At 61.4% G+C, this 18,458-nt stretch carries 19 protein-coding genes; 8 read left to right on the forward strand and 11 right to left on the reverse strand.

The window, feature by feature from the left end:
• Position 1: 1 nt before the first annotated feature.
• Positions 2 to 928, reverse strand: coding sequence for a Flp pilus assembly protein CpaB (cpaB, locus tag CPH89_RS13590; protein WP_053254158.1), 927 nt, complete (start codon positions 926 to 928; stop codon positions 2 to 4).
• Between the two features lie 329 nt (positions 929 to 1,257).
• Between cpaB and CPH89_RS13595 the strand changes: the two genes are divergently transcribed.
• The 3 genes from CPH89_RS13595 to CPH89_RS13605 all read left to right on the forward strand — a co-directional run bounded on the left by CPH89_RS13595 (position 1,258) and on the right by CPH89_RS13605 (position 2,179).
• Positions 1,258 to 1,452 (forward strand): Flp family type IVb pilin, encoded by a 195-nt coding sequence (locus CPH89_RS13595; protein ID WP_053254159.1) that lies wholly within the window; start codon positions 1,258 to 1,260, stop codon positions 1,450 to 1,452.
• Between the two features lie 65 nt (positions 1,453 to 1,517).
• Positions 1,518 to 1,712 (forward strand): Flp family type IVb pilin, encoded by a 195-nt coding sequence (locus tag CPH89_RS13600; protein WP_053254160.1) that lies wholly within the window; start codon positions 1,518 to 1,520, stop codon positions 1,710 to 1,712.
• A gap of 59 nt (positions 1,713 to 1,771) precedes the next feature.
• Positions 1,772 to 2,179, forward strand: coding sequence for a response regulator (locus tag CPH89_RS13605; protein WP_053254161.1), 408 nt, complete (start codon positions 1,772 to 1,774; stop codon positions 2,177 to 2,179).
• A gap of 34 nt (positions 2,180 to 2,213) precedes the next feature.
• On the opposite strand, the gene CPH89_RS13610 is transcribed toward CPH89_RS13605, so the two are convergent.
• From CPH89_RS13610 to CPH89_RS13630, 4 genes are all read right to left on the reverse strand, one after another.
• Positions 2,214 to 3,896, reverse strand: coding sequence for a ShlB/FhaC/HecB family hemolysin secretion/activation protein (locus CPH89_RS13610; RefSeq protein ID WP_053254162.1), 1,683 nt, complete (start codon positions 3,894 to 3,896; stop codon positions 2,214 to 2,216).
• Positions 3,897 to 4,071: 175 nt separating this feature from the next.
• On the reverse strand, positions 4,072 to 5,895 hold the full coding sequence (locus CPH89_RS13615; RefSeq protein WP_232005445.1) for a collagen-like triple helix repeat-containing protein: 1,824 nt from the start codon (positions 5,893 to 5,895) through the stop codon (positions 4,072 to 4,074).
• 301 nt (positions 5,896 to 6,196) lie between these two features.
• On the reverse strand, positions 6,197 to 7,045 hold the full coding sequence (locus CPH89_RS13625; protein ID WP_053254163.1) for a MaoC/PaaZ C-terminal domain-containing protein: 849 nt from the start codon (positions 7,043 to 7,045) through the stop codon (positions 6,197 to 6,199).
• Positions 7,046 to 7,047: 2 nt separating this feature from the next.
• Positions 7,048 to 8,400, reverse strand: a complete 1,353-nt coding sequence (locus CPH89_RS13630; protein ID WP_053254164.1) for a 3-oxoacyl-ACP reductase — start codon at positions 8,398 to 8,400, stop codon at positions 7,048 to 7,050.
• A gap of 114 nt (positions 8,401 to 8,514) precedes the next feature.
• Here CPH89_RS13630 and CPH89_RS13635 point away from each other — a divergent pair, with 114 nt between their 5' ends.
• Both CPH89_RS13635 and CPH89_RS13640 read left to right on the forward strand, forming a co-directional pair.
• The gene (locus CPH89_RS13635; protein ID WP_053254165.1) at positions 8,515 to 9,792 is read left to right on the forward strand and encodes an acetyl-CoA C-acetyltransferase; all 1,278 of its coding nucleotides are present in this window, start codon (positions 8,515 to 8,517) and stop codon (positions 9,790 to 9,792) included.
• Positions 9,793 to 9,926: 134 nt separating this feature from the next.
• Positions 9,927 to 10,826: a PA4780 family RIO1-like protein kinase gene (locus CPH89_RS13640; protein ID WP_053254166.1), complete on the forward strand. Its 900-nt coding sequence runs from the start codon at positions 9,927 to 9,929 to the stop codon at positions 10,824 to 10,826.
• 145 nt (positions 10,827 to 10,971) lie between these two features.
• Here the strand turns inward: CPH89_RS13640 and cueR are convergent, their stop codons facing one another.
• From cueR to CPH89_RS13655, 3 genes are all read right to left on the reverse strand, one after another.
• On the reverse strand, positions 10,972 to 11,373 hold the full coding sequence (cueR, locus tag CPH89_RS13645) for a Cu(I)-responsive transcriptional regulator (RefSeq protein WP_053254167.1): 402 nt from the start codon (positions 11,371 to 11,373) through the stop codon (positions 10,972 to 10,974).
• Positions 11,370 to 13,571 carry a heavy metal translocating P-type ATPase gene (locus CPH89_RS13650; RefSeq protein ID WP_053254168.1) on the reverse strand — a complete coding sequence of 734 codons (2,202 nt, stop codon included), beginning with the start codon at positions 13,569 to 13,571 and terminating at the stop codon, positions 11,370 to 11,372. The genes cueR and CPH89_RS13650 overlap by 4 nt, the downstream gene beginning before the upstream one ends.
• A gap of 66 nt (positions 13,572 to 13,637) precedes the next feature.
• A complete protein-coding gene (locus tag CPH89_RS13655; RefSeq protein ID WP_053254169.1) occupies positions 13,638 to 14,018 on the reverse strand; it encodes a hypothetical protein in 381 nt (126 codons plus the stop codon).
• Between the two features lie 147 nt (positions 14,019 to 14,165).
• Here CPH89_RS13655 and CPH89_RS13660 point away from each other — a divergent pair, with 147 nt between their 5' ends.
• Positions 14,166 to 14,366: a heavy-metal-associated domain-containing protein gene (locus CPH89_RS13660; RefSeq protein WP_053254170.1), complete on the forward strand. Its 201-nt coding sequence runs from the start codon at positions 14,166 to 14,168 to the stop codon at positions 14,364 to 14,366.
• Between the two features lie 87 nt (positions 14,367 to 14,453).
• A complete protein-coding gene (locus CPH89_RS13665) occupies positions 14,454 to 15,647 on the forward strand; it encodes a multidrug effflux MFS transporter (RefSeq protein ID WP_053254171.1) in 1,194 nt (397 codons plus the stop codon).
• An 8-nt stretch (positions 15,648 to 15,655) separates the two neighbouring features.
• Here CPH89_RS13665 and CPH89_RS13670 read toward each other — a convergent pair whose 3' ends face one another.
• The 3 genes from CPH89_RS13670 to CPH89_RS13680 all read right to left on the reverse strand — a co-directional run bounded on the left by CPH89_RS13670 (position 15,656) and on the right by CPH89_RS13680 (position 17,315).
• Positions 15,656 to 15,838: a hypothetical protein gene (locus CPH89_RS13670; RefSeq protein WP_053254172.1), complete on the reverse strand. Its 183-nt coding sequence runs from the start codon at positions 15,836 to 15,838 to the stop codon at positions 15,656 to 15,658.
• Positions 15,839 to 15,983: 145 nt separating this feature from the next.
• Positions 15,984 to 16,997 carry a zinc-binding alcohol dehydrogenase family protein gene (locus tag CPH89_RS13675; protein WP_053254173.1) on the reverse strand — a complete coding sequence of 338 codons (1,014 nt, stop codon included), beginning with the start codon at positions 16,995 to 16,997 and terminating at the stop codon, positions 15,984 to 15,986.
• Between the two features lie 24 nt (positions 16,998 to 17,021).
• The gene (locus CPH89_RS13680) at positions 17,022 to 17,315 is read right to left on the reverse strand and encodes a putative quinol monooxygenase (RefSeq protein WP_053254174.1); all 294 of its coding nucleotides are present in this window, start codon (positions 17,313 to 17,315) and stop codon (positions 17,022 to 17,024) included.
• A gap of 118 nt (positions 17,316 to 17,433) precedes the next feature.
• Between CPH89_RS13680 and CPH89_RS13685 the strand changes: the two genes are divergently transcribed.
• Positions 17,434 to 18,360 (forward strand): transcription regulator VimR, encoded by a 927-nt coding sequence (locus CPH89_RS13685; RefSeq protein ID WP_053254175.1) that lies wholly within the window; start codon positions 17,434 to 17,436, stop codon positions 18,358 to 18,360.
• Positions 18,361 to 18,458 lie beyond the last annotated feature (98 nt).

The following is an 18,458-nucleotide window of genomic DNA, read 5'->3' on the forward strand; positions in this document are numbered from 1 at the left end:
TTCAGTCGGGTGTTTGTTGGGTTGCTTGATTGCCACGTATCACTTCAACACCGGTGCGGCGTGGGCTGCCCTGGGCGAGTTTTTTCGGGGCTTGGGCAAAGGCCAGTTGAGTGAATTGGTAGAGATCGCGGTTGGCGCTTTGCAGGTTGCCCGGCGCATCGCTTTCGCCGGCCCAGTAGTGGCTCAGCAAGCGTTCATCGGCGCTGCGCACCGCCAGGCGCAAGGTGCCGGCCTGGGTCGCCAGCATCAGGCGGCTCAGCAGTTGCTCGGGCACTGCCAGCACCACGGTGCGAGAGGGCGCGTGGCGTTGGGCTTTTTCCTCGGCGGTGAGCGCCGGTGGTGTGGCCGGGGCACCGTCGTTGGTCAGGCCCATTTGATCGCCGACGCTGAGCAGGCGCATGGCCGGGACCACCACTTGTGCCGATTGTTCGAGGTTGGCGGCGTCCTGGCGCAGGTACAGCAGCACATCCACGTAGTCACCGGGACTCAGTTGGCCAGCGGCACCAATCACTTCATCGACCGCGACGGCCAGGGCGCGTTCGTCCGGGCGGATCATGCGGGCCAGCGGGCCGCCGGCGGTGAAGCTCTCATCGTTCAGCCAGGTGCCGGCGCGCAGGGCTCGCCAGGGCGTGCGGCCGATGGCCTGGTCAACGCTGGTCAAGCTGCCGACGGGTACTGTGCGCAGTTTTTCCACGGCCAGGTCGGCGGCATTCAGCGCAACAAAGGGTGGTACATCATGGGCCAACACCACCACCGGTTGGCGGGTTTGATCTTCCACCACGGCCACCGCCTTTTCGACCGGTGCAGCCTGTGGCAGTGGTGGCGGCAAAGGGGCAGGTTGACGACTGAGCACCAGCCCCCAATAACCGGCAAACAGCGCACCTATCAAAAGCACACCCGCCAGTACCATGCTCAACCGCGTGTTCATGACGGCTCTCCCTTTCCCGTTGCACTAAAACCCGACTATCCAAACAGGCTAATTCCGCAACCCGCTGCTATGAACGGTAACTAACTATTTAGCTATTTGAAGGTAGTTCAGCTAGGACAAAATGCCATTACTGACAGCAACATTTCTTTGTGGCGCACAAACCGGCCTTTGAAATCGAGGCTTTAGCAGGTCAACAAAGCAGCCACTACTTTGTGATTAATCCCTTCTTACAGTTGTGAGGGGGAAGTTTGTTGACAATGCTCAGATGGCACATCGCAATTACTGTGCAGCACCGAGGCAGGGCGTCTGGTCGCCCAGGGAGCATTCCGATGATTCTTGATCTGTTGATTAAACTCCATGTTCAACTTCAGTTACTTTTTCATCGCAAGGATGGCGCGACGGCGATTGAGTACCTCATTCTCGTGGCGATTGTTGCATTGGTGATTCTGGCAGCCGGGACGACGCTGGGGCCAAAAATCACGACATTCTTCGGGAAAATTCAGACGGCGATTACGACAACGTAACGACTCACTGCAAGTAGCGTGGACAGAGCTTTGATATGGCGTCATGTCGCCAGAGGAGAAGTAAGATGGTCTTTAATCTGTTGATGAGACTGTATGTTCAACTCCAGGTATTTTTTCAGCGCAAGGACGGCGCAACGGCGATCGAATACCTTATTCTCGTTGCAATTGTAGCGCTGGTGGTACTGGCAGCCGGGACTACGCTGGGACCTCAGATTACGACCTTCATTGGTAAAATCCAGACCGCCATTACCACTACGTGAGTGTTAGACGGCCTCCTGTTGAGTGCACACGTTGTTGATTGGAACATCAGGTAGTGCCTATGAATGCTGCAGCTATACCTTGCCGTCAACAGATCCTGTTGGTGGACGACGAAGAAGATGCCCTCGTTGAACTGGCGGAATCGCTGGAGAACGAGGGCTTCGTTTGTTTTACGGCGACCTCCGTCACCTTTGCCTTGCAGGAACTGACCCTGCACCCCGATATCGCGCTGGTCATTACCGACCTGCGGATGCCCGAGGAAAGTGGTATCTCGTTGATCAAGCGTTTGCGCGAACACACCGCTCGTCAACACTTGCCGGTGATCGTGATGTCGGGCCATGCCGAGATGGATGACGTCAGCGATATGTTGCGTCTGCAAGTGCTGGATCTGTTCCGCAAACCGATTTACCTGAAGCGCTTGTTCGATACCCTCGACAGCCTTTTCCCGCTGAGAAAGTCCTCCCTGTGAGAGGGCGTTAACGCCCTCTGCACAGTCTCCTCATTCAGAGTTGATAGCTGAAGCTCAGCGTATAACGCGGGCGCCGATTGAAGCTGTCCAGGGCGATGTCCGACATCGGTTTGGCCGCTTCCAGCGCAATGTTGTAGTACTTGTTATCGCCAAAGCGCACGCCCACGGCAGCGGATGACAGGTCATTGCTTTTGGCTGGCAGTTCGTTGAACCAGGTCTTGGCACGGTCGAGCACCACATAAGGTTGCACAACCTTGAGCCACTCGCCGGCGCGATTGAAGCTGTAGTTGACCTCGTACGCCGCGCCCCAGCCTTTGTCGCCTGAGGCTTGATCATCGGGGTATCCGCGGCCGAAGTTCTGCCCGCCGAATGTGGCGCGCTCGCTGTCGGGCAAGGTGCTGTCGCTCCAGTAGAACGCCCCCGACAGCACGCCCTGCCAGTTATCGAAGAACTTGTCGCTTTGCACGCCGGAGAGGCGCAGGCGGAAGAAGTCCAGGTCGGGTTTCGTCACCTCCAGGTCACTGCGCGTCGTGGCGCCCAAGCCGTTGATGCCTTGGTAAAGCCCGGCGCTGAGGATGCGCAGTTGGCGCGTGTCGGACTTGCGCCAGTCGCCCTCGAAGGCCAGGGCGCGCAGGTTGGTTTCGATGTCGAAACGCTGCGGGTAACCCACCAGTTGATAGCGCGTGGTTTGGTCCACCGCGTACAGGCGTGTAGCCAGGGTCAGTGATTCATTCGGTGAGGCAATCAGCGGATGGCTGAGGCCGATGGTGTAGCGATCAATCGACTGATGCGGTTTGAGTTCGAAGCCACCGTTAAGCTGGATGTTGCTTTTGGGGTCGGCGCGATAGCGCTCGGCGCCCACCACCACTTGGCTGCCCTCGGCGTTGATGAACTGGCTGTAGCCCACGCGGTAGTAGTGCTGTTTATCGTCACCCGGTGGGAACAAACCACTGACGTAGAATTGCTCGCCCATCGACGTCTGGGAGTTGCTGGTAGCGGTGAGCAATGCTTGCGTGCCGTTACGGTTGTCATCGACCAGGCTCATGCTGGTGGTGAAGGGTTTGCGCGTGGCTTCGATCTTCATGTGCGCGGCCCCATCAGTGGTGCCCGGCGGCGGCACTTGCGCCTGCAAGGTCACGCCGGGGATACGCCCCATCAGGGTGGTGTAGCGCTCGAACGTCTTGCGCGTGAGAGGGCGTTCGGCCATGAGCTTGTTGGCCAGTTTGTCGACGTAGGCCGACACCGCGCCGATGTCACCGCTTTGCTGGTAATCCTTGATGTACCCCTCGACCAATACCACGCGCACCAGGCCATTTTCGAAGGTCTGTTGCGGCAAGAACGCGTAGGACAACAGGTAGCCGTCCTGTTGATAGCGACGCGTGATGCTGCGGGTGGCTTCGATCAATTGCGCGAGGTTGGTTTCATGGCCGAGCAACGCTGCGTAAGCCTGGGCCGTTTCGGTCAGTGGATAGATCGTGCCGCCCTCGATCTGCAGCTTGCGGATGGTGACTTTGGTGTCCATCTGCAACGGCTGGTTCTGGGTGGCGGGTGCTTGCGGCACCTGGGTTTGTGGCGTGACGGGTCGATAGGCGTCGGCAGGTAGGTTAGGCACCGGCAGGTTGCGAATGGTGTCGTTGCTGTTGAGGAAACTGGGAAGGGTCTCAGCCTGAACGTAAGCACTGAGGGTAAGCAAAAACAACGGAGTCAACACGCGCATAGGACACTCCATGGTCAGACTGCAGCAGCGTCTCGGGCCCGCCGGGTTCTGGGACGCGGTTCGGGAGGGCGTGGCATCAAGCCCTATAAAAAAGACGAGAGACTGATAGGGTCTCTCGTCTCAACCAAGCGTAGGCGCTGTAGGGGAGGCCGTCTAATCGGCCAGGTGCATTCTATTATTTGCCGGTCAGACCGTTTAACAACCCTCCCAGACCACCACTTGTGCCGGTGCTGGTGGTGCCACTGGCCGGGGCACTGGTGCCGGCGCCGACGGTCAGACCGCCGAGCAGGCCACCACCGCTGCCGGTACCGCCGGTGACCAACCCACCTACCGCGCCCACGGTGTTGCCGACGGCGGTGACGGTGGTGCCCACGGCGTTAGTCACCGGGTTGGCGTTGGCGGCGGTCAACGTGGTGCCGACGCCGCTGACTGCACCGCCGACTTGGGTCACCAGACCGTTGACCGGAGCGCCGACGCCTGTGGTGGTGCCGACATTTTGCGTCAGGCTGGCAACACCGGTTGTCACAGGGTTCAGGGCCGCGCCGACGGTGGTGGCCACGCTTGCCACCGGCGCCGTGGCGGCCGTATTGGCGACGCCATTGCCACCGATCACGGTACCCAGCGAGGCGACGGTGCCGCCCAGTGCGCCGCCGGTTACACCGGCTGCGCTGACAGTGCCGTTGGTGTTGCCGGCATTCAGCCCGTTACCCACATTGGCCACCAGTCCGCCCACCAATTCAGGTATGCCTGAGGCTGGCGCAGCGCTGGCAGGAGCGACATAGCCGCCGGACTTGTCGAGCACGCTGCCAACCCCGGTCAATGCACCGCCCACCACCGTCGTGACAGGGTTGCCGGCACCGCCGGCACTGGCGACTTGACCGCCCACGCCGGTGACGGTACTGCCGACTTTATTCAGCAGGCCATTGACCGGACTGCCCAGGCCGGTGGCCGTGCCGAGGTTGCCGGTGGTGTTTTCCACCAGGGAAACCACAGGCACCAGCACTTTGCTGCCCACCGTATTCGTCAACGAGCCCAGTGGGCCGGTGGTGCTGGCGGTGCTAAGGGTATCGCCGAGCATGGTGACTGCCTGACCGGCAGTATTAACCAATCCACCCGCTGCTGTGCCTACGCCTCCGGTCAAGCCACCCACCACGGGTACGCCACTCAGTGTGGTGCCCAGGGATTGGCCCGCAGTGGACACGCCGGTGCCCAGATTGGCGACGCCGGTGCCTACGCCAGCAACCGTTTTGCCCAGGGAGTTGCTGTCGGTACCCAGGGAGCCCAGGCCTGTTGTGACACCGGTGCCGATACTGGTGACGGCATTGCCGGTGGACGTGACCAGGCCGCCAGCGGTAACGCCGACAATTGGAACACCGTTCAAGCTCGAACCAATGTTACCCACCGCTGTGCCTACGTTGCCGACGGTGGTGCCCAGGGCGCCGACGATCTGGCCTGTTACCAGCGGTGTTACCGAGCCAGTGCCGCCGCCCGTGCCACCACCCGTACCGCCACCGGTTCCGCCGCCCGTGCCACCGCCAGTACCGCCACCGGTGCCACCGCCAGTACCGCCACCGGTTCCGCCACCCGTGCCACCGCCAGTACCGCCACCGGTGCCACCGCCAGTACCGCCACCGGTTCCGCCACCCGTGCCACCGCCAGTACCGCCACCGGTTCCGCCACCCGTGCCACCGCCAGTACCGCCACCGGTTCCACCGCCCGTGCCACCGTCAGTACCGCCACCGGTTCCACCGCCCGTGCCACCGCCAGTACCGCCGCCCGTGCCGCCGTCAGTACCGCCACCGGTGCCACCGCCCGTACCACCGCCCGTACCACCGCCACCCGTGCCACCGCCGGTTCCCGCGCCTGCGTCAGGCGAGGATGCCGCCACGCTGCTGTGATGCCCGCCACCACCGCTGCTGCAGCCACCGAGGCTCATCGCCATGATCAGGGCCAGCGCGGTACTTGTTTTCCATAACACTACTTGAGTTTGAGTTTTCATGATGGAGTTCCCTTGCACCTGTACAACCTTGGTTGTTTTCAAACGCTCGTTATTTCTTGGATAGCGATACGTTTGTCCGTGTGGTTATCACAGACCCGGGCACTCTTTCTCGCAACGCTCAACTTGGTATTAACAATTTATATACACAAGGTCTTAGTCGGCTTAATGGTTAATGCGAAGGGTGTAACAGAGGGCTGTATAAAGTTATCTACGTTTTATATATCAATGGGTTAAATAAAAAAACGGACGCCAGGGCGTCCGCTATAACTTAGGGTGTATATATACAATTAAATGGTTTTTCTCATGCGATCGGGTGCCACTTGCCCGCCATATGCTGAAGGTCACCCATTCCCTTTAACAGCAACTCGCCGCTGGCACCTGCGGCATGGGCCAGTAAGATGACTTCACTGGGCAGGCGCACGGGCTTGTTGAATTCGACCTCTATTTCAACATTGGCAGCAGGCACGTTCTCATCCAGCGCGGCCAGCGTTCGCGCCAGGCTCCACAGCCCGTGGGCGATCGCCTGCGGGAAGCCGAAGAGCTTGGCCGTCAATGCGCTCAGGTGGATCGGGTTGTAGTCGCCGGATACTCGTGCATATCGGCGGCCGATATCGGCGGGTGCCTTCCAACGGGCCAATTCGCTGACGTCTCCTGTGGCCGACACGTGATCATCGTGCGGCGTGCCTTCCAGTTTCACTCCGCGACAGAGCATTCGGCTCTCGGCTTCCCACAACAGACCGAGGGAATCTTGCACCGTGGTCACGATATCAAAGGTCGCGCCCTTGGCATGGGGCTGGAGGTTGTTCGCGTGCACGCCAACCATCAGGTGACTCACACCGCCCAATGGGCGATGGATGCGGATGCGGTTGCTCAGGTGAATCAGCCCCAGCAGCGGGAACGGAAACTGTTTGTCGGTGAGTAATTGCATTTGCAAACCGAACGCCAGCACGTGCGGATACGTACCCGGCAGCACCGGGCTGTCCGCAAACCCGCACACCTGGCGATAAGCGGCCAGGTGCTCGGGGTTCACGCGCAGGTGGCAGCGCAGCCCTTCATCGGGCAACGTACTGCCGGTGATCTTGCGCTTGAGCGCCGCCCGCCAGTACAGCGGCGGCAGAAACGGGGTGCTGTCTAATGTCCGCCACTCCATGCTCACGCTCCCAGCAGGCTTTGCCCGCACACCCGCAATGCTTGGCCGCTGACCGCTCCGGAACCCGGCTGACCGAGCCAGGCCACCGCTTCGGCCACGTCTTGCGGCAAACCACCCTGGCCCAATGAGCTCATGCGGCGCCCAGCCTCACGCAGGGCGAAGGGAATGTGCGCGGTCATCTGGGTTTCGATAAAACCGGGGGCAACCGCGTTGATGCTGATGCCGCGTTCTTGAAGCAAAGGGGCCCACGCCTGAGCCAGGCCGATCAAGCCGGCCTTGCTGGCCGCATAATTGGTTTGCCCACGGTTGCCGGCAATGCCACTGATGGAAGCCAGCAGCACCACGCGGCCGTTGTCGTGCAGGGTGCCGCTGTCCAGCAGGGCTTTGGTCAGCACCTGCGGCGCGTTGAGATTGACCGCCAGTACGGCGTCCCAGTATTCCGGGGTCATATTGGCCAGGGTTTTATCGCGGGTGATGCCGGCGTTGTGCACCACGATGTCGATGCCGTCCGGCAAGTGTTCGATCAACTGTGCAGCGGCGTCTTCGGCGCAGATATCCAGCACGATAGTGCGCGCCCCCAGGCGCGCCGCAAGCGCGTCAAGATCAGCCTTGGCCTGGGGCACATCCAGTACGATCACATCGGCACCGTCGCGCGCCAGGGTTTCGGCAATGGCGGCGCCAATACCCCGTGCGGCGCCAGTGACCAGCGCTTTGCGCCCGGCCAGCGGGCGAGTCCAATCCGCGACCGGTGTGGCGCAGGCTTGCAGGCGAATCACCTGGCCGCAGATATAGGCACTTTTGGGGGAGAGGAAGAATCGCAGCGCGCCTTCCAGCTGATCCTCGGCGCCTTCGCCGACGTACAACAACTGCAGAACCCCGCCGCTGCGCAGCTCTTTGGCCAGGGATCGGCTGAAGCCCTCGAGGGCACGCTGTGCGCTGGCGGCGAACGGATCGCTGAGGGTTTCCGGGGCGCGGCCAAGGATCACCACGTGGGCGCTGTGTGCAAGATTTTTCAGCAACGGCTGAAAGAATTCGCGCAGCTGTTTGAGCTGGTCGGTGTGCTGCAAGTCGCTGGCATCGAACACCACGGCCTTGAGTTTGGGGCCATGCCCCGGGATCCACGCGGACGCGGCCAATGGCTCAGGGCCGTAGCTGTAAATCGCGTCGGTGAGTTTATTGGCAAACGGCAGCACCTTGGCCGCGAGCGCGCCGCCACCCAACAACAGCGCACCTTCCACCGGGCGCAGGCGTCCGGCCTGCCAGCGTTCCAGGCGTACCGGTGACGGCAGGCCAATGGCGGCGACCAGGCGATGGCCGAGGCTTGAGTTGGCGAAGTCGATATAACGGTCAGACATGGAACGCTCTCCGAGTGCTGGGGTTCAAACGGTGGACCATCAAGAGGTGAAAGTCGTTCGATTGAGCCTAGGCTAGTCTCACAGACTCACCTCATCACCTTCAGGGAGCTTTCCATGACTCAATTGCGCCGTGTAGCGATCATTGGCGGTAATCGCATCCCCTTCGCCCGCTCCAATGGCCCTTATGCCACGGCGAGTAACCAGGCGATGTTGACGGCGGCGCTGGAAGGCTTGATCGAACGCTACAACCTGCACGGCCTGCGCATCGGCGAGGTGGCGGCGGGGGCGGTGCTCAAGCATTCACGGGATTTCAACCTGACCCGCGAGTGCGTGCTGGGCTCGCGCCTGTCGCCGCAAACGCCGGCATACGACATTCAACAGGCGTGCGGCACCGGCCTGGAAGCGGCGTTGCTGGTGGCCAATAAGATCGCCCTGGGCCAGATCGAGTGTGGGATTGCCGGTGGCGTCGACACCACGTCCGACGCGCCGATCGGCGTGAATGAGGGGCTGCGCAAGCTCCTGCTGCAAGCCAACCGCAGCAAGTCCATGGCGGATAAATTAAAAGTCTTGTTACAACTTCGTCCGCATCACCTCAAACCGGAACTGCCGCGTAATGGCGAACCGCGCACCGGCTTGTCGATGGGCCAGCACTGCGAGCTGATGGCGCAGACCTGGCAAATCCCCCGCGCCGAGCAAGATCAACTGGCGCTGGAAAGCCACCAGAAAATGGCTGCGTCCTACGCCGAAGGTTGGCACAACGATTTACTCACACCCTTTCTGGGCCTTACCCGTGATAACAACGTGCGCGCGGACTTGACCCTGGAAAAACTCGCCAGTCTCAAACCGGCGTTCGAGCGTAGCGAAAAGGGCACGCTCACCGCGGGCAACTCGACGCCGCTGACCGACGGTGCCTCCCTGGTATTGCTGGGCAGTGAAGCCTGGGCCAAGGCGCGCGGTTTGCCGATCCTCGCCTACTTGCGCGATGGTGAAGCGGCTGCGGTGGATTTCGTCAACGGTGCCGAAGGCCTGTTGATGGCGCCGGTGTATGCCGTGCTGCGCCTGCTGGCGAGGAACGGCCTGACGTTGCAGGACTTTGATTATTACGAGATTCACGAAGCGTTCGCTGCCCAGGTGTTGTGCACGCTCAAGGCCTGGGAAGATGCCGACTACTGCAAGACGCGCCTGGGGCTGGATGCGCCGCTGGGCGCCATCGACCGCAGCCGGCTCAACGTCAAAGGCAGTTCATTGGCGGCCGGGCACCCGTTTGCCGCCACCGGCGGGCGCATTGTCGCCAATCTGGCCAAGCTGCTGGACGCAGCGGGCAAGGGCCGTGGGCTGATTTCGATCTGCGCCGCCGGCGGTCAGGGCGTGACGGCGATCATCGAACGCTAATTGCCGAAGAAATTGGCCCATTGCATGCATTCTTCAGTGGTCAGAGGTCGGTAGCCTCTCCCACCGGCGAGCTGATTGCCGTATAACGAGTGCCATACGCGTATTTGGTAATAAAGGACCCACAATAAAAGCTGATGAAGACTCCTAAACGCATTGAACCCCTGATCGAAGACGGTCTGGTCGACGAAGTGCTGCGCCCACTCATGAGTGGTAAAGAAGCAGCTGTTTATGTGGTGCGCTGCGGCAACGAATTGCGTTGCGCCAAGGTTTACAAGGAGGCGAATAAACGAAGTTTTCGTCAGGCGTCCGAATACCAGGAAGGCCGCAAGGTCCGCAACAGCCGACAGGCCCGGGCCATGGCCAAGGGCTCCAAGTTCGGCAAAAAAGAAACTGAAGACGCCTGGCAAAACGCCGAAGTCGCGGCATTGTTCCGCCTGGCGGGTGCGGGCGTTCGCGTGCCCAAGCCGTACGACTTCCTCGAAGGCGTGCTGTTGATGGAACTGGTGGCCGACGAATACGGCGATGCGGCACCGCGCTTGAACGACGTCACGCTGGAGCCGGACCAGGCGCGCGAATACCACGCCTTCCTGATTTCCCAGATCGTGCTGATGCTGTGTACCGGCCTGGTGCACGGTGACCTGTCCGAGTTCAACGTACTGCTCACGCCGACGGGCCCGGTGATCATCGACCTGCCGCAGGCGGTGGATGCCGCTGGCAACAACCACGCGTTCAACATGCTGGAGCGGGATGTGGGCAACATGGCTTCCTACTTCGGGCGCTTTGCCCCGGAGTTGAAGAAGACCAAGTACGCCAAGGAAATGTGGGCGTTGTATGAAGCCGGCACCTTGCACCCGGCCAGCGTCTTGACCGGCGAGTTCGACGAGCCGGAAGAGTTGGCGGACGTGGGCGGTGTGATCCGCGAGATCGAAGCGGCGCGGCTGGATGAAGAGCGTCGCCAGGCGATACGGGCGGCGGATGATGCGCCGGCGAGTAAAGTGCCCGACGAACCACCGCCGCCGCCCTGGATGCAATGATCTTCCTGCAAATGAAGATCTAAAAAATGTGGGAGCGGGCTTGCTCGCGAATGCGGTTGATCAGTGAAAGATGAAGTGACTGACACCCTGCATTCGCGAGCAAGTCCGCTCCCACATTTGGCTTTGCAGTGCGCCGGCTAAATGCTCAGGCGCAACAGCTGCCCGATGCCAACTCCTTGAGAATCGGACAATCCGGCCGATGATCGCCCTGGCAATGCTCCACCAGGTCCTGCAACGTATCGCGCAGTTGCCCCAGCTCCATAATCTTCTGATTCAGCGCCTCGATGTGCTGGCGCGCCAAGGCTTTTACGTCGGCGCTGGCCCGCTGTCGGTCTTGCCACAAGGTCAGCAGTTTGCCGACCTCTTCCAATGAAAAGCCCAAATCCCGCGAGCGCTTGATAAACGCAAGTGTGTGCAAGTCGTCGCCGCCATACACCCGATAGCCACTGTCGGTGCGGTGCGCGGCTTTGAGCAGGCCGATGGATTCGTAGTAGCGAATCATCTTCGCGCTCAGCCCGCTCTGACGGGCTGCCTGGCCGATGTTCATGGGTGTTGATCCTCCAAATCCTCAGGCTTCCAGGTTTTCAACAGTAACGCATTGCTCACCACACTGACGCTGGACAGGGCCATGGCCGCACCCGCCAATACCGGGTTGAGCAACCCGAACGCAGCCAGCGGTATGCCGATCAAGTTATACACAAAGGCCCAGAACAGGTTCTGGCGGATTTTAGCGTAGGTCTTGCGGCTGATCTCCAGCGCGGCCGGCACCAGGCGTGGGTCGCCGCGCATCAGGGTGATTCCGGCCGCGTGCATCGCCACGTCGGTGCCGCCGCCCATGGCGATACCGATATCGGCGGCGGCTAGGGCCGGGGCGTCATTGATGCCGTCGCCGACCATCGCCACCACGCCGGTCTTTTTCAGCTCGGCGACGGTGGCGGCCTTGTCGGCGGGAAGGACTTCGGCGTGTACATCATCGATACCCAGGGCATCGGCCACCACGCGGGCACTGCCGCGATTGTCGCCGGTGAGCAAATGGCTGCTGATGTGCCGGGCCTTGAGTTGTGTCACCGCCTCCAGGGCGCCGGGCTTGAGCGTATCGCCAAAGGCGAACAGCCCCAGCACGCGGGGCTGCGCGCCTTGTTCGATCAACCAGGATAACGTGCGGCCTTCGGCTTCCCACGCCTTGGCGGCGTCGGCCAGGCTGCCTGCATTCAAGCCGTTTTCTTCGAGCATTCGACGGTTGCCCAGCGCCAGTTGCCGGCCCTCAAGGGTGCCGGCAATGCCGCGCCCGGTCAGGGATTGGCTGGCGCTCACATCCGCGACGGTCAGCGCTTTTTCGCGGCAGGCATCCAGCACGGCCTTGGCCAATGGGTGCTCGCTACCGCGTTGCAGCGCGCCGGCTTGTTGCAGCAGCAGGGTTTCATTGCCATCCACCGCCACCAAATGCGCAATCTTTGGCGTACCTGAAGTGAGGGTGCCGGTCTTGTCGAACACCACGGCGCTGACATCATGGGCACGCTCAAGGGCTTCGGCGTCCTTGATCAGAATCCCGTAGCGCGCGGCGACGCCGGTACCGGCCATGATCGCTGTCGGTGTGGCCAGCCCCAATGCGCATGGGCAGGCAATCACCAGCACTGCGACGGCATTGATGATCGCGGTTTCCAGTGGCGCCCCGTATAGCCACCAGCCCAGCAACGTGATCAGCGCCAGCACCAGCACGGCGGGCACAAAGACCTGGCTAACCTTATCCACCAGTTTCTGGATCGGGGCTTTGGCCGCCTGCGCGTCTTCCACCAGGCGAATGATCTGGGCCAACACACTTTCCCCGCCAACAGCGCGGGTGCGCACCAGCAAACGGCCCTCGCCGTTGATGGCGCCGCCGGTGACCGGGTCGCCCGGTTGTTTCGGCACGGGCAGGGCTTCGCCGCTGATCAAGGCTTCGTCGGCGTGGCTCTGGCCGTCCACGACGTCGCCATCCACCGGGAAACGTTCGCCGGGCTTCACCAACACCAGGTCGTCGAGCTTTAACGCACTGATGGCGACGTCTTCTTCGCGCCCTTCAAACAGGCGAATCGCGCGCTCCGGGCGCAACGCTTCGAGGGCGCGGATGGCGCTGGCGGTCTGACGTTTGGCGCGGCTTTCCAGGTACTTACCAAGCAGCACCAGAGCGATCACCACGGCGGAAGCTTCGAAGTACAGATGCGGCATGGTGCCAGCGGGCGCGGTAAGCCATTCATACAGGCTCAGGCCGTAACCGGCGCTGGTGCCGATGGCGACCAGCAAATCCATATTGCCGGCGCCGGCGCGTACGGCTTTCCAGGCGGCGATATAGAAGCGCGCGCCCAAGATGAATTGCACCGGCGTGGCCAGGGCGAACTGCACCCAGGCGGGGAGCATCCAATGCAGGCCGAAGGGCTCCACGAGCATCGGCAGTACCAACGGCAGCGCCAACACAATGGCCAGCAGCAACGACCAACGCTCGCGGTGCAGGCGTTGGGCTTGATTGGCATCGGTGACGGTTTCGCTTTGGGGCAGGCTGGCGGTGTAACCGGCCTTGTCGACGGCGGCGATCAACACTGCGGGGTCCATCTTGCCCAGCACTTCGACATGCGCGCGTTCATTGGCCAGGTTGACGCTGACGCTTTGCACCCCCGGCACCTTGCCCAGCGCCCGTTCGACGCGGCCGGCACAGCTGGCGCAGGTCATGCCGCTGATGGGCAGGTCAAAGGTGGTGGATCCATTCATGGGGCAGTCCTCCAAAAGAAGTTGCCCCTAGGATCAACCTTGACCTGTGGGGAAGGTCAAGCGCCTTTAATATTCCAGTGCAGCGGGTTTCAGGTACATGCCGTCCGGGCCCTGCGCGATCCGCAACTTGCGTATGTCGCCGGCTTTGAGCGTGATGTTCTGCGCCGGCGGGGCGAGCATGCCCGGCAGGCAACCAGGCGATTGGCCGGGCAGCAGCTTCAGGCGCAGCGACACATTGCCAGCCGGCAAGTTAAACGAGGTGGCCTGTTCCTGAAACAGACGCCCGGCCAATTGATCCTGGATATACAGGCCGATCTCGCAGTTAGTCGGCACTTCCAGGCGTTCGCGGGAAATGATCAGCACCGCATAGTCTTCATCGGCGCAGGCCATGGGCGCAGCGGCAGACAAGCTCAACAGGCCGATAAGGCTAAAAAACGACCAGCGCATGGCGAATGCTCCGTGGTTCATATCTAAGAGAAATGAAGCTTGGCCGAGGCAGCGGCTGAATACCAGCCCGGCCGAAAGTTTCAACGCTTGACCTTGCCATCATGGCAAGGTCAAAACTGGCCACAACCTCATCAAAGGAGTCATGTCATGCAAGTTTTCAGCGTTGAAGGAATGACCTGCGGCCATTGCGTCCGGGCGGTGACCCAGGCGGTACAAAGCCAGGACCCGGCGGCGAGTGTCAAGGTCGACCTGGCGGCGAAAGCCGTGAGTGTTGAAAGTAGTCGGTTGTCTGCCGATCAGGTCATCAGCCTGATCACTGAAGAAGGCTACAGTGCCAGGCTTGCTTGAATTTTTTGATAGTTAGCGAGCTATCGTAATGTTCAGGGCACCCAAGCGCGGCTAGACTGTCGGGCTGCCGACTCACTTGGGTGTCTGATGAACCTCCGCATAATTCTGATTCTGGGTGCCTTGAGCGCCTTCGCGCCGTTGGCGATCGACTTTTACCTGCCGGGCTTTCCGGCAATGGCCACGGCGTTCGCGACCGACGAAAAACATATCCAGCTGACCCTGGCAGTGTATTTCGCGGGCCTGGCCATCGGCCAACTCATCTACGGACCATTGGCGGACCGCTTTGGCCGGCGCGTGCCGCTGCTCAGCGGTGTCACCCTGTTTACCTTGGCGTCCTTCGCCTGCGCTTATGCGCCATCGCTGGAGTGGCTGATCGGCGCGCGCTTCGTACAAGCCCTTGGCGGCTGCGCGGGGATGGTGATTTCGCGGGCGGTCGTCAGCGACAAATGTGATGCCGTGGGCTCAGCCAAGGTTTACTCGCAACTGATGCTGGTTACTGGCCTGGCGCCGATCCTCGCACCGTTGGCAGGTGGGGTGATGGTTGGGGTGTGGGGCTGGCAGTCGATCTTCCTGGCGTTGTCGGTGTTCAGCGTGATGGCGGCGATTGCCGTGGCCGTCGGGTTGCCGGAAACCTTTCCGGCCCACCAGCCTCGCCAGCCGTTGTCCGGGTCACTGCGCCGCTACGCCGCGCTGGTGTCAGACCGGGTTTACCTCGGCTACGCGTTGACCGGCGGCATCTCGATCGCCGGGATGTTTGCCTATATCGCCGGCTCACCGTTTGTATTCATCAAGCTGTACGGTGTGCCTGCCGAGCATTACGGTTGGCTGTTCGGCTCCAACGCTGCCGGCTTTATCCTGGTTGCACAACTGAATGCGCGGTTGCTGGCCAAGCGTGGCCCGGCGTTTTTGCTGTCACGCACCGTATGGGTCTATGTAGTGGCGGCGTTGACCCTGTTGGGCATTGCCGCCTTGCGCACCGAGGCCTTGTGGCCGTTGTTGGTGCCCCTGTTCATTTGTATCGCAAGCCTGGGCTGCATTTTGCCCAACACGTCAGCCTGCGCCATGAGCGGGCAGGGTGCGCGGGCAGGCAGTGCATCGGCGCTGCTTGGCTGCATTCAGTTTGGTGTGGCGGCGGGCGCGGCGTCGCTGGTGGGCGTATTGCACGACGGCACGGCCATGCCGATGGCGATTGTCATCAGCGTGTGCGGTGTGTTGGCGGTGACCATTGCAACGTTGACCCAGCGCCTGCAACGGGCGAGGGCCGCGCAGGCGCAGGTCTGAGGTGCGGATCAGCCAGCGGCGGAACGTTGCTGGTTGAGGGGAAAGCGGTGGGGGGCGCGGATACGCGCCTGCAGGGTGTCGGCAAAGGCACGGGCCTCGGCTTCGTTGCGGAAGGTGAAAGCATCACCGTCGAGGCTGACTTGCCATTTGTTGCCCGGGGATTTTGCTAACGCTCTTATCAGGATCTTCATTGCTGACTTCCTCACGTAAAAGAATCGTGGCAAAGGCGGCCAATATAAACCCGAATGCGCTCACAAATATGACAAAGATCAACTCTCTGACTAGCGGTGTCGTCCATTACTCACATGAATAATGGACGACACTGACAGACTGTTTTTAGAACCCTTCCAGCACAATCTTGCCCTTGGCCTTGCCGCTTTCCAGCAGCGCATGGGCGCGGCGCAGGTTCGCCGCATTGATCACACCGAAGTGCTCGCCCACCGTGGTTTTCAGGGTGCCGGCGTCGATCAACTCGGCCACGCGGTTGAGCAGGTTGTGTTGTTCGATCATGTCCGGCGTCTCGAACATCGAGCGCGTGTACATGAACTCCCAGTGCAACGACAGGCTCTTGCGCTTGAGCTTGCTCACATCCAGCGCCTTGGGGTCGTCGATCAATGCCAGCTTGCCCTGCGGTTCCAGGGCTTCTACCAGTTGGTCCAGGTGATGGTCGGTCTGGGTCAGGCTGGCGACATGGGTCACGTGTGGGTGGCCGGCGTTTTTCAGTGCCTCGCTCAACGGTTGGCTGTGGTCGATCACCAAGTCGGCGCCGAGCGCCTTCGCCCATGCCTGGGTTTCCGGGCGCGAGGCGGTGCCGATGACTGTCAGCGCGGTGAGCTGGCTGGCCAGTTGGGTCAGGATCGAACCCACACCGCCAGCAGCGCCGACGACCAGCAGGCTCTGGCCTTCATCCTGTTTGCCTTCACGTACTTGCAGGCGCTCGAACAACAGCTCCCAGGCGGTGATGGCGGTCAGCGGCAGCGCGGCGGCATCGCTGAAACCCAGGCTTTTGGGCATGTGGCCGACGATGCGTTCATCCACTGTGTGCAGTTCGCTGTTGCCGCCCGGGCGTACCAGGGAGCCGGCGTAAAACACCTTGTCACCGGCTTTGAACAGCGTCACTTCGCTGCCGACGGCCTTGACCACACCGGCCACGTCCCAGCCCAGCACCTTGGCGGCGCCATTTTCCGGGGCGACGTTCTGGCGCACCTTGGTGTCCACCGGGTTGACCGAGATTGCTTTGACCTCCACCAGCAAGTCGCGTGGGCCGGCGACGGGCTCTGGCAGTTCGATGTCTTGCAGGGATTTTGGATCGTCGATCGGCAATGAGGCGTAGTAGGCAATGGCTTTCATGGGGGCTCCGGAAAAGGGCGGTAATCAGGCGAGAAACTTCAGGCGCTTGAGTTCGAAGTGTTCGATCACGTCGGCAGCCTTGGTGCGGAAGTTCTGGATATGCGCGCTCTGGTCGTGATCGGCCAGCGCGGCGTCGTCGCTCCAGCGTTCGAGCATGTAGAAGGTCTCGGGGTGTTGCAGGTCTTGATGCAGGTCGTACTGCTCGCAACCGGCCTCGCGGCGGGTCGGCTCCAGCAAATCGCGCAACAGCGGTTCGAGGGTGGCGTGTTGGCCGGGCTTGGCGATCAGCGTGGCGATGACGTTAAAGGCAGCGGACATATTCAACTCCTGGCACGTGATAAACGGGATGGGCAGATGATTGGCTATTTCCGGTGAAGATAAAAGCGGCTAAAACAGCAGTCTGTTTCAATAGAATTTTGATAATGGGTGGAAATGCATGCTGCGCTTTGATGATTTGCAGTTATTTGTGCGGGCAGCGGACCTGGGCAGTTTGTCGGCGGCGGCACGGGTGATGGACCTGTCGCCTGCGGTAGCCAGCGCCGCGTTGAAGCGTATTGAACAGCAACTCGGTGCGCGTTTGCTGGCACGTTCCACCCGCAGCCTGCGGTTGACTGCCGAGGGCGAGGGCTTCCTGGAATATGCCCGCGCCGCGTTGAGTTCGCTGGACGAAGGGCGACGCTTATTGGCCAGCGGCCAGGACCATGTCAGCGGCGTGTTGCAACTGTCGGCACCTTCGGACTTCGGGCGTAATCAGTTGTTGCCGTGGCTGGATGAGTTTCAGCGTGAATACCCGCAACTGAGCATCCGCCTGCTGCTCGGCGACCGGATTGCCGACTTGTTCCGCCAGCCAGTGGACATCGCGCTGCGCTACGGCGAGCCCGAAGACTCCAGCCTGATCGCGCTGCCCATCGCCCCGGATAATATCCGGGTGCTGTGCGCTGCGCCCAGCTACCTCGCCCGGCATGGCGAACCCCGCCATCTGGAGCAACTGGCCCAGCACAATTGCTTGCTGTACATGCTCGGCAGTCGCGTGCACGACCATTGGAGTTTTCATGATGGCAAGCGCGAGGTCAGCCTGACCGTGACCGGTGACCGCTTCAGTGACGACGCCGATGTGGTACGCCGCTGGGCGGTGGCGGGAGTCGGCATTGCCTACAAATCCTGGCTGGATGTGAGCAGCGACGTGTTGGCCGGGCGCTTGTGCTTGATCCTGCCGGAGTTGCGTGGCGAGCGTACGCCGCTCAATTTACTGTGCGCCCACCGTGCGCAACTGAGCAAACCGATTAACCTGCTGCGGGAAATGCTCGTGTCCCGTTGTGCGGTATTGACCGCGCAACGGCCAGGGCCATTGCGTACTGCGTAATCGCCTTCACTACAGCAGGAAATTTCACTCAAATCCTGTCCCAATCCGCGCTGTCAGACGCCGCGGAGCGGGCGGTTTGCGCCCTTATACTTCGGTTC

Source organism: Pseudomonas fluorescens, from assembly GCF_900215245.1.
GTDB classification, from domain to species: Bacteria; Pseudomonadota; Gammaproteobacteria; order Pseudomonadales; family Pseudomonadaceae; genus Aquipseudomonas; species Aquipseudomonas fluorescens.